This is a genomic window from Vibrio sp. QJM3NY_35, from assembly GCF_057785915.1.
In genome coordinates this window covers 3,116,339-3,127,807 of sequence record NZ_CM173507.1, presented here as the reverse complement: position 1 = coordinate 3,127,807, position 11,469 = coordinate 3,116,339, and the positions used below count along the sequence as shown (strand labels likewise).

Below are 11,469 nucleotides of genomic sequence, written 5' to 3'. Positions count from 1 at the left end.
AGCGAACAGTCTAAAGGATAAGGCGGTTAAATTCGAGGAGCAGTTTGAATGAGAGAGGGCAAGCTAACGCATGGAGGCAGCTTCATCCCCAAATTTCAATCAACGCTTCTGCTTAAAAAGGAAATAAAGACACAATTGGTGAAAAATGTATCAAATCAGTTGATCCTGCCTTATAGATTCATTACTATACTGCGCCTTAAAGGTATGGCTTCGTCACTCTTTTGTGCGAATGCGGTGTCTTTATTTCTTTTTTAAACTACGTGTGGTGTGCGGCTTAGAATCGTATAGCGACACGGCCTACTTGAGGTTATCCCATGAAAGCTGGAATCCACCCAGAATACAAAGCAGTTACTGCTACTTGTTCTTGCGGCAACACATTTGAGTTCAACTCAACGCTAGCAAAAGAATCAATCCACCTAGACGTATGTGACAAATGTCACCCGTTCTACACTGGTAAGCAACGTATCGTAGATACTGGCGGCCGTGTTGATCGCTTCAACAAGCGTTTCGGTGCTCTTTCTAGCAAGAAGTAATTCTCGCTATTTAGACATAAAAAGGACACTTCGGTGTCCTTTTTTGTTGCCTGCAATTTGTAAAATTACTGACTTCCATTCAAGTATCCATCTCACCTAACGATAAGTTGCCTCTTTATTCTATTGCAGGGCAGTTCCTTGCTTATCATTCACCACTAAAATTCCGCACGAAAGTTCAACAAGCGATAGTAATTTCAACTGCTCACTGGTCTTATTAGTAGTGAAATCTCGTTTTTTAATGAGACAGAGGCTTCAACCACCTAGGAACTTTGAAGTACATCCATTAACATGAACAAGATCCCCCAAATAATAATATCCTAGGAACCTACACCTATGTCTGAAGACAGCAGCCAAGCTCAATCCTCTCAAGAATTATCACCTCAAGAACAATTCCGTCAGCAAGCTCTTGATTATCATGAGTTCCCGATTCCAGGCAAAATTGCCGTAGAACTGACGAAGCCTGCAAACTCTACAGAAGACCTAGCACTTGCATACAGCCCAGGCGTGGCTGAGCCTGTTCGCGAGATCGCACAGAACGTTGATAACGTCTATAAGTACACAGGTAAAGGCAACATGGTTGCTGTTATCTCTAACGGTACAGCGATTCTTGGCCTAGGTAACCTTGGTCCTATTGCTTCTAAACCAGTAATGGAAGGTAAAGCGCTCCTGTTTAAGCGTTTTGCTGGTTTAGATTCTATCGATATTGAAGTGAAACACCGCACAATCGATGAGTTCGTTGATACGGTTGCGAATATCGCAGATACATTCGGCGGTATTAACCTAGAAGACATCAAAGCACCAGACTGTTTTGAGATTGAACGTCGCCTGATTGAACGTTGTGATGTGCCGGTATTCCACGATGACCAACACGGTACAGCGATTGTAACGGCAGCGGGTATGCTGAACGCGATCGAGCTTCAAGGTAAGAAACTTGAAGAGTGTAAGATCGTTTGTTTAGGTGCTGGCGCAGCGGCGGTTGCTTGTATGGAACTACTGATTAAGTGTGGCGCTCAGCGTGAAAAAATCTACATGCTTGACCGTAAAGGTGTGATTCACACTCGTCGTGATGACCTAAATGAATACAAAGAGCTGTTCGCAAATAACACTGACAAGCGAACGCTTGAAGATGTTATCGAAGGCGCTGACCTATTCTTGGGTGTATCGGGTCCTAACCTACTGCCTGCTGAAGCACTAACGTTGATGGCTGATAAGCCTGTTGTGTTTGCATGTTCAAACCCAGATCCAGAGATCAAGCCTGAGCTTGCACACGAAGTTCGTTCTGACCTAATCATGGGTACAGGCCGCAGTGATTACCCTAACCAAGTAAACAACGTACTTTGTTTCCCATTCATTTTCCGTGGTGCACTAGACGTGCGTGCGAGCGAAATCAATGATGAAATGAAGCTAGCAGCGGTTAAAGCGATTCGTGAACTGGCGAAAGAAGAAGTTCCAGCTGAAGTACTAGCAGCTGCGGGCGAGACTGCACTGGAGTTCGGTAAGGGTTACATCATTCCTAAGCCAATGGACCCACGTCTACTTCCTCGCGTAGCACGAGCAGTTGCGGAAGCGGCTGTTGAATCTGGCGTAGCTCGTATCGAGATGCCTGCTAACTATATGGCTTAATAGCTGTTGCTCTATTGAGCCAAAAAGAATAATAAAAAACCGACTCATCTGGAGTCGGTTTTTTTATGTCTATCATTCACCGCGCAATCATAAAAAGCTATGCGCGATGTGATAAATAAGGTTCAGCTAGAGCGAATCAATAATGAAGGCAGTGACTGAGTTGTTTTTATTCTTCGTCAAACGCTTCGAACTCGATACCCATCTCTGTCATCAGCTTTTTCACTTCAGCAGGAATATCGTCTGGGCGGTCTTTACGAAGGTCTTCATCCGTTGGTAGTGGTTGGCCTGTGTACGCATGTAGAAAGGCTTCGCACAGTAGCTCACTGTTTGTTGCATGGCGTAGGTTATTAATCTGGCGGCGAGTACGCTCGTCAGTAAGAACCTTTAACACTTTTAGAGGGATAGAAACTGTAATTTTCTTTACTTGTTCGCTTTTCTTTCCATGCTCAGCATATGGGCTTATGTATTCACCATTCCAGTCGGCCATTGCGTACCTTCATCACTTTAGTTGTTAGAATAAATTAATAGTGGTGATTTTAGCGGGATTTACTGCCATAAGCAAAGACATATAGACGTCTAGAAGTGTTGACGTCTCACGTTTATGAAAGTAAAGTGAATAACATATATCTAACACAGCCGCAAAATGCCGACAAGCAGCTGTGATTCTCAGACGCAAAACTTGTAAGGAAGCACCTATGAGCAGCCGGAAGCCAGCAACAATCGCAGTACGTACTGGTATCGAGTCAGACACGCAATACCATGCCGTTGTCCCACCCATTTATCTTTCGACTAACTATGGGTTTCCCGCTTTTGGTGAAGTGCCAAAGTACGATTACACCCGTTCTGGTAACCCAAACCGCGGTTTATTAGAGACGGCACTGTTTGAGCTTGAATCAGGCAAAGGCGCGGTTGTGACTAACTGCGGTACTTCGGCGCTTAACTTATGGGTTTCGGCTTTCTTAGGCGGCGATGATCTTATTATTGCACCGCACGACTGCTACGGCGGTACGTACCGTCTGTTTAACACTCGCTCGCTAAAAGGTGACTTCAAAGTTCTGTTCGTTGATCAATCGGATCAAGCCGCGCTGGATGCGGCGATCGCGCTTAAGCCAAAGTTGATCTTAATCGAAACACCATCGAATCCACTGGTTCGTGTGGTTGATATTGCAGAAACTTGCCGTAAAGCGAAAGAGGTTGGTGCTCTGGTTGCTGTCGACAACACGTTTTTGACTCCTGTGTTCCAAAAGCCTTTAGAACTGGGTGCGGATTTTGTTATCCACTCAACCACTAAGTACATCAACGGACACTCGGACGTTATTGGTGGCGTTGTCGTCACGAAAACGGAAGAGCACGCTGAAGAGCTAGCATGGTGGGGCAACTGTATTGGTGCGACCGGCACACCATTTGATAGCTACATGACTCTACGTGGTATTCGTACGCTAGGTGCGCGTATGCGAGTTCACGAAGAAAGCTCACGTGAAATTCTGGCATCTCTGCAGCAACAAGATTTAGTAGGCACTATTTACCACCCAAGTCTTCCTGAACACCCAGGTCATGATATTGCGAAGAAACAGCAGTCTGGCTTTGGTTCAATGCTCAGCTTTGAGTTTTCGGGCTCATTCGAGGCGCTTAAATACTTTGTTGATAAGTTAGAGCTGTTTTCTTTGGCAGAATCATTGGGCGGCGTTGAAAGCCTGATTTGTCACCCTGCGTCTATGACTCACCGCGCGATGGGCGAAGAAGCATTAGCAGAAGCGGGTGTTTCTCAGCAACTACTGCGTCTATCTGTTGGCCTTGAAGATGCAGAAGACCTAATCGATGACCTCAAGCAAGCGTTTGAAAAGACACAGCGCTTTATCGCTGAAGGGGAGGGTTAATAATGGCAACCTTTCGCCAGCTACATAAATTTGGTGGCAGCAGTTTAGCGAATCCTGAATGTTACCAACGCGTGGTCAACATTCTTAGAGAATACTCATCAGCATCTGATTTGGTGGTGGTATCGGCAGCAGGCAAAACAACCAACCGTTTAATTGAATTTGTTGAAGCGCTCGACAAAGATGGTCGTATTGCCCATGAATGCCTACAAGCACTTCGTCAGTTCCAACTCGATCTGATTGAAGCACTGCTTGAGGGTGAATCAGCCGCACAACTTACTGCAACCATTCAACAAGAATTTACCGCTTTGGGTGAGCTAACGGCTCCCTTGAGCGAAGCACAAAAAGCAAAAGTGCTTGGACACGGTGAGGTTTGGTCTTCACGTCTACTCGCGGCTTTGTTGTGCCAACATGATTTACAAGCCGTTGCTCAAGATGCGCGTGCTTTTTTACGTGCAGAAGTGGGCGCTCAGCCTGAAGTCGACCGCGCACGTTCTTACCCTCTGATTAAAGAAGCTCTGGCGCAGCATGCACATTGCCGCGTGGTGATTACGGGCTTTATGGCTCAGAACTGCGAGGGTGAAACCGTACTGCTTGGTCGCAACGGTTCGGATTACTCAGCGACCGTGATTGGTGCTTTGGCTGAAGTTGAACGCGTGACGATTTGGAGTGATGTGGCGGGCGTTTACAGCGCTGACCCTCGTCTGGTTTCAGATGCGTGTCTATTGCCTCTACTTCGCCTTGATGAAGCCAGCGAATTGGCTCGTCTTGCCGCTCCAGTGCTTCACAGCCGAACACTACAGCCTGTGGCTCAAAGTGCTATGGATTTAAGCTTACGCTGCAGCTATCAGCCAGAAGCGGGCTCTACACAGATCGAGCGTGTATTGGCATCGGGTCGTGGCGCAAAAATTATTACCTCTTTGGATGAAGTGCTTATCGTGCAACTGACCTTTGGTCACGGCCATGATTTCGACCGTCTAGAGAGTGAAGTGCTTGAAGGGCTTAAGCGTGCTCAACTTGAGCCGCTTGCTTATGAGCTTGAACCGGATCAACACTGTTTGCGTCTTGCCTACACAGAAGAGATCGCTGGTGGTGCATTAGAATATCTCCAAGACCATGCGATTGAAGCTGAGATTAAGCTAAAAGAAGGTTTCTCTCTGATTGCTGCAGTGGGTGCGGGTGTGACTAAGAACCCGAACCATTGCTACGGTTTCTACCAGCAGCTTAAGAGCTCTCCGGTTGAGTTCATCTCAGAAGCGAACTCAGGCTTAAGCTTGGTGGCTGTGATTCGTAAGAGTGAAACATCAAGTCTAGTGAAAGGCATTCATTCTCAACTGTTCCAAGCGCAGAAGCGTGTTGCGATTGCCTTGTGTGGTAAGGGCAATATTGGTTCAAGCTGGTTAAGCCTGTTTGCTGAGCAAAAAGCGGAACTTGAAAAGCGCCGTGGAATGAACTTTGAATTGGTTGCCGTGGTTGATAGCCAAACCTATTGGTTCGACGATCAAGGCATTGATGCGACTTCGGTAGGTAAGCGCTTTGACGACGAAGCGATTGCTAACAATGGTAACGACTGGTTAGAGCGTTTGGGCTCTATTCAAGGTTATGACGAAGCAGTGGTTCTGGATGTGACTGCGAGCCCAGTGCTTGCAGCAAAGTATCTGCAAATCGCACAACAAGGTATTCACCTAATCTCGGCGAACAAGGTGGCAGGTTCTGCATCGAGCGAGTATTACCATCAAGTACAAGATGCTTTCGCTAAGATCAGCCGTCATTGGTTGTACAACGCGACAGTGGGTGCTGGATTGCCGATTAACCACACGGTACGTGACCTACGTGAAAGTGGCGATGACATCATTGCGTTGTCTGGCATTTTCTCGGGCACGTTGTCTTGGTTGTTCCAACAGTTTGATGGCACCGTGCCGTTCAGCGAGTTGGTTGACTTAGCATGGCAACAAGGCCTTACGGAACCTGACCCTCGTGCTGACCTAGATGGCTCAGACGTGATGCGTAAGCTGGTGATTCTGGCGCGTGAATCTGGTTTGGATATCGAACCTGAAAACGTAAAAGTGGAATCGCTCGTACCTGCAGAGCTGCAAGAGCTATCTGTGGATGACTTCTTCGACAAAGCTTCTGTACTGAGCGAAGAGCTGGCTGAGCGTTTAGAGAAAGCGCACTCTCAACAGAAAGTTCTGCGTTACGTAGCGCGTTTGGAGAAGAACGGTAAGGCAACCGTAGGCGTTGAAGCACTGTCTAAAGAACATGCTCTGGCGAACTTGTTGCCTTGCGACAACATCTTTGCGATTGAGAGCAAATGGTACAAAGATAATCCATTGGTTATCCGTGGCCCAGGTGCAGGACGTGAAGTCACAGCTGGTGCAATTCAATCTGACCTAAACAGAATGTCTAGCCTGTTCTGATACTCAGATCGGTTGGTTTAGTGTCTAAATAGCATACTATTCACTAAGATAAATAAGGCTGAAAGCACGATGTGTTTTTCAGCCTTTTTTCTACATTATTTCTGCTTTGCGACCCATCTAACGACTTGAGTTTTACTCACGATCTACTTGAGAAAAATTCATAATGGATCTGTTGACATTAAATCGTATTCAATACATTCTACAGACATATAGACGTCTAAACGTCGTTTAAGGATTTGAGTTTTTAGTGGTTGCTTTTGCCACAGGGAGAGTAAGATGGGATACACACACGCTAGTCATATCGACGCTTTAAATCAGAATATCGCTGAGCTTTCTGACAACATCAATGTGTCATTTGAGTTTTTTCCACCGAGCAGTGAGAAGATGGAAGAGACCCTGTGGAACTCTGTTCACCGCCTTAAAACACTTCAACCAAAATTTGTATCGGTAACTTACGGTGCAAACTCGGGCGAACGTGACCGTACTCACTCAATCATTAAAGAAATTAAGAACCAAACCGGCCTAGTGGCTGCACCGCACCTAACGTGTATTGATGCGAGTCGCGAAGAGCTGATTCAAATTGCCGACGATTACTGGGCAAATGGTATCGAGAGTATTGTTGCGCTGCGTGGTGACATTCCAGCAGGCGGCGGCGCGCCAGAGATGTACGCATCTGATTTGGTTGAGCTACTTAAATCTCGCCACGATTTTGATATCTCAGTAGCGGCATTCCCTGAGGTTCACCCTGAAGCAAAAAGCGCTCAATCTGACCTTATTAACCTAAAGCGTAAAGTGGATGCGGGTGCTAACCGTGCAATCACTCAGTTCTTCTTTGATGTAGAAAGCTACCTACGTTTCCGTGACCGTTGTGTTGCGGCTGGTGTGGATGTTGAGATTGTACCGGGCATCTTACCGGTTTCTAACTTTAAGCAAGCGTCTCGCTTTGCAGCGATGAACAACGTAAAAGTACCTGGCTGGATGGCAAAGCAGTTCGAAGGTTTGGATGATGATCCAACTACTCGTCAGTTAGTAGGTGCTAGCCAAGCGATTGATATGGTTCGTACGCTCAGCCGTGAAGGTGTGAAAGATTTCCACTTCTACACGCTAAATCGTGCAGAAATGACTTACGCACTTTGCCATACGCTAGGTGTTCGTCCACAAGTCGCTGCGCTTTAAGCAAAGTCTAAGAAGTAAAGCCTAAGCACTTGTAAAAAGCCTCTGGCAGTAACATTTCAAATCCTATAGATACAAAAAAGGCTTGGACTCATAGAGTTCAAGCCTTTTGCTTTTCTAGCTTCTAGCTTCTAGCTTCTAGCTTCTAGCTTAACTTAAGCTAGAGCGCCAAGTTCAAGCAGTACTTCTTCAGCCCATACAATCCATGCTTCACGGATAAGTAGGTTACGACGAAGAGTAAGACGCTCAAGGCGTGCTTGCTTGTCTAGAGTTGATGGCGTTGCGTAGTAAGCCGCTTCGATTTCACGGTAGTGAGAAACCAGTTTGCGAGACTCTTCTACTAGCTCAGCAAGTTGTACACGGTAAGCGTCAGAAGGTTGTACAGCGCAAGCCATTAGCTTAGCTGAGAACTCGTCACGAACGGTTGGGTGTGCAGTTGGTTGTTCAAACCATTCACCTAGCGCGCCACGGCCAGCATCAGTGATAGAGTAAACTTTACGATCAGGTTTGCCTTCTTGAGGCTCAAGCACGCAAGTTACCTGGTCGTTCTGAGCCATTTTATTTAGCTCGCGGTAAACTTGTTGGTGGCTAGCTTTCCAGAAGTAACCAATGCTTGCGGAGAATTCTTTTGTGATATCGTAACCAGTAGCATCGCGTGTACTTAAAACGGTTAGAATTACGTGTGGTAATGACATGTCTGAAATCCAAATGGTAAACAGTAAACAAATACTTAAACAACAAGTGTGCTTCTAATGGCACGTTATATTGGTTATGTCTAAGTAGCACCAACTCATCGGTTGGTTATGTCACCTTACAAAGCCGTTTATCACCTAGGTTGACCAGTTTATTGGTCAAGTTGCTGCAGATTATTTTTTTGGAGTGCTTCCGCAGCGGAGCAGTAGTATATCTAAATAATAAGCATAAAGTAGAATACATGGACAAAATAACCCAAAAAACTGACAAAATACTCGTTAGTGGTTATTTTGAAAAATTAAAAGGTCGCACGTGGCGACCTTTTGTTCTTTTTTTAGTTATAAATGCTGAACAGGTTATAGTGGGAATCACTAATTAACCAGTGTTTCGCATACCTGCTGCAATGCCTGCAATCGTCACCATTAGCGCTTCTTCTAGCTCTGCTGGTGGTGTTTCACACTTACGAGTACGGTACAGCAGTTCTGCTTGAAGCATGTTTAGTGGCTCAACGTAGATGTTACGTAAGCGAATTGACTCAAGCCCCCAAGGGTCGCTCTGCATCAAGTTCTCGTTATTTTCTACATTCAGTACCGCTTTGATGTCTTTTTGTAGCTGTTCACGCAGTAACTCACCCAGAGGCAATAGCTCTTCGTCAACAAGACGTTGATCGTAGTACTTCGCAATTTCCATGTTGCACTTCGAGTACACCATTTCCAACATACCCAGACGAGTTGAGAAGAATGGCCATTCACGACACATCTCTTCCAGTAGCGCTTGATGGCCTTGGTCTACAGAGTATTGAATGGCTTCACCAGCACCTAGCCATGCAGGAAGTACCAAACGGTTTTGGCTCCAAGAGAAGATCCATGGAATTGCACGTAGGCTTTCTACGCCGCCATTCGGGTTACGTTTTGCAGGGCGAGAACCAAGAGGCAGTTTACCTAGCTCCAGTTCAGGCGTCGCTTGACGGAAGTAAGGTACGAATTTCTCTTCACCACGAACCACGTTACGGTAAGCCTCACAAGAGACTTGAGACAGCACTTCCATTAGGTCGCGCCACTCTTGTTTTGGTTCTGGTGGCGGCAGAAGGTTCGCTTCTAGAATCGCACTTGCGTAAAGGTTAAAGCTGTTTACAGCAACGTCTGGTAAACCAAGCTTAAAGCGGATCATTTCGCCTTGCTCAGTTACACGTAAACCGCCTTTCAAGCTCTTAGGTGGCTGAGAAAGAAGAGCAGCGTGCGCTGGCGCACCACCACGACCAACCGTACCGCCACGACCGTGGAATAGAGTCAGTTCAATGCCTTCTTCGTCGCAAACCTTAACCAGTTTGTCCATCGCATCGTATTGAGCCCAGCCTGCAGACATTACGCCCGCATCTTTCGCTGAGTCAGAGTATCCGATCATCACCATTTGGTGGTTCTGGATAAAGCCACGGTACAAGTCGATGCTCATTAGCTGCTTCATTACTGCTTCTGAGTTGTTCAAGTCGTCTAGCGTTTCGAACAGCGGACACACGTCCATGCGGTACGGACAACCACATTCTTGCAGTAGCAAGTGAACAGCCAGCACATCCGATGCGGTACGAGCCATAGAAATTACGTAAGCACCGAAGGCTTCACGAGGTTGAGCAGCAATAACCTTACAGGTGTCTAAAACCTCTTTAACCTGTTCAGATGGCTCCCAATCGCGAGGAAGTAGTGGGCGTTTAGAGCTTAATTCATTGGTTAAGAAAGCAATCTTGTCTTGCTCGCTCCATTGGTCGTAATCACCAATGCCTAAGTAGCGAGTCAGTTCAGACAGTACATCTGAGTGACGAGTGCTTTCTTGACGAACATCGAGACGAACTAGGTGTACACCGAATGCTTTTAGGCGGCGCAAGGTATCAAGTAGAGAACCGTCTGCGATTACGCCCATGCCACATTCGTGCAGCGATTGGTAACACGCGTACAGCGGTGTCCAAAGTTGCTCTATGTTCTGTAGTGTTTCTTTCTTCGGTACTTCAGCATCATGCAGTTTTGCATCGAGCACTTCTAGCGTGTTGTTCAGCAGAGTGCGTAGGTTCTTCAGGATTGCACGGTAAGCTTCGTGCTCATCACCTGCTAGCTCACGAACCGCATCATTACACTTAGTCATCGACAGTTCGGTAATCAGCTCGTTTACGTCACCTAGGTAAAGGTCAGCGGCTTTCCAGCGAGATAGGCGCAGCACTTCTTTGGTGATGGTGTGCGTTACGAATGGGTTACCATCGCGGTCGCCGCCCATCCAAGATGAGAAGTGTACCGGGCGCGCATCAATTGGCAGGCCTTCACCAAGGTAGCCTTTTAGTCGCCCGTCCATTTCACGTAGGAAATCTGGTACCGCTTCCCAAAGTGAGTTTTCAACAACCGCAAAGCCCCATTTCGCTTCATCAAGTGGCGTAGGGCGTTGCTGACGAATCACATCTGAGTGCCAACCTTGAGCGATAAGTTGCTCTAGGCGACGTTCTGTTTTCACGCGCTCTTTGTGTGATAGGTCGCTTAATTCTAATTTAGACAGACACTCGTTGATCTTAACCAATTTGTTGATCATGGTACGACGAGTGATTTCTGTTGGGTGTGCAGTCAGAACGAGTTCAATGTTCAGGTCGCGAACGGCTTGAGCCGCATCTAGCTTGCTGATGTCATTCTGGTTTAATTTGGAAAATAGAGATTGCAGCACGTCTGGTTCACAAACATGCTCCTCACAGTGGCGAGAGATGGTGTGGTACTGCTCTGCCATGTTGGTGAGGTTGAGAAATTGGTTAAATGCACGAGCAACAGGAGTGAGTTGTTCGTTCGGCAGGTTTTTGATTTCTTCAACTAGGCTGTCACGGTCAGCTTTGTTGCCTGCGCGGGCGGATTTGGAAAGTTTACGGATAGTCTCCACTTTCTCTAAGATAACGTCACCATGTGCATCTTGGATTGTGTTACCTAGCAAGCGTCCCAGCATGCTTACGTTACTCTTGAGAGCGGCGTATTTCTCGTTCATTGTCATCCTGCCTCGTAAAAAAATTACATCCATTGTTCCTTGTTAAGTACACAATCTAGCGAAAAGTGCTGTATCTAGTCAAATAAAGCATTCTAAGTTTGCAATTATTAGTTTTCGAAATGCGGGAGAAGTAAATTTCCCAATAGTTCG

Annotated in this window: 8 protein-coding genes; 5 read left to right on the top strand and 3 right to left on the bottom strand. The window is 46.4% G+C overall.

The genetic code is table 11. The features are described 5' to 3' along the window. The first annotated feature begins 314 nt into the window (after window positions 1-314). Together rpmE and AC3CH3_RS14205 are read left to right on the top strand one after the other, a co-directional pair. The gene (gene rpmE / locus AC3CH3_RS14210) at window positions 315-533 is read left to right on the top strand and encodes a 50S ribosomal protein L31 (protein ID WP_004737142.1); all 219 of its coding nucleotides are present in this window, start codon (window positions 315-317) and stop codon (window positions 531-533) included. A 333-nt stretch (window positions 534-866) separates the two neighbouring features. Continuing rightward, window positions 867-2,156: a malic enzyme-like NAD(P)-binding protein gene (locus AC3CH3_RS14205; protein ID WP_488537366.1), complete on the top strand. Its 1,290-nt coding sequence runs from the start codon at window positions 867-869 to the stop codon at window positions 2,154-2,156. A gap of 166 nt (window positions 2,157-2,322) precedes the next feature. Here the strand turns inward: AC3CH3_RS14205 and metJ are convergent, their stop codons facing one another. Next, complete coding sequence (gene metJ, locus AC3CH3_RS14200; protein WP_004415993.1) at window positions 2,323-2,643, bottom strand: met regulon transcriptional regulator MetJ; 321 nt, start codon at window positions 2,641-2,643, stop codon at window positions 2,323-2,325. Window positions 2,644-2,851: 208 nt separating this feature from the next. Between metJ and AC3CH3_RS14195 the strand changes: the two genes are divergently transcribed. From AC3CH3_RS14195 to metF, 3 genes are all read left to right on the top strand, one after another. Beyond that, entirely contained in the window at window positions 2,852-4,033 is a 1,182-nt protein-coding gene (locus AC3CH3_RS14195; protein WP_488537365.1) for an O-succinylhomoserine (thiol)-lyase, read from the top strand. Between the two features lie 2 nt (window positions 4,034-4,035). After that, complete coding sequence (locus tag AC3CH3_RS14190) at window positions 4,036-6,447, top strand: bifunctional aspartate kinase/homoserine dehydrogenase II (protein WP_488537364.1); 2,412 nt, start codon at window positions 4,036-4,038, stop codon at window positions 6,445-6,447. Between the two features lie 276 nt (window positions 6,448-6,723). After that, entirely contained in the window at window positions 6,724-7,623 is a 900-nt protein-coding gene (gene metF, locus AC3CH3_RS14185) for a methylenetetrahydrofolate reductase (protein WP_004729683.1), read from the top strand. Window positions 7,624-7,775: 152 nt separating this feature from the next. Here the strand turns inward: metF and AC3CH3_RS14180 are convergent, their stop codons facing one another. Together AC3CH3_RS14180 and ppc are read right to left on the bottom strand one after the other, a co-directional pair. Then, window positions 7,776-8,315: a PadR family transcriptional regulator gene (locus AC3CH3_RS14180; protein ID WP_017061141.1), complete on the bottom strand. Its 540-nt coding sequence runs from the start codon at window positions 8,313-8,315 to the stop codon at window positions 7,776-7,778. A gap of 373 nt (window positions 8,316-8,688) precedes the next feature. Next, window positions 8,689-11,325 carry a phosphoenolpyruvate carboxylase gene (ppc, locus tag AC3CH3_RS14175; protein WP_019821404.1) on the bottom strand — a complete coding sequence of 879 codons (2,637 nt, stop codon included), beginning with the start codon at window positions 11,323-11,325 and terminating at the stop codon, window positions 8,689-8,691. Between the last annotated feature and the right edge of the window lie 144 nt (window positions 11,326-11,469).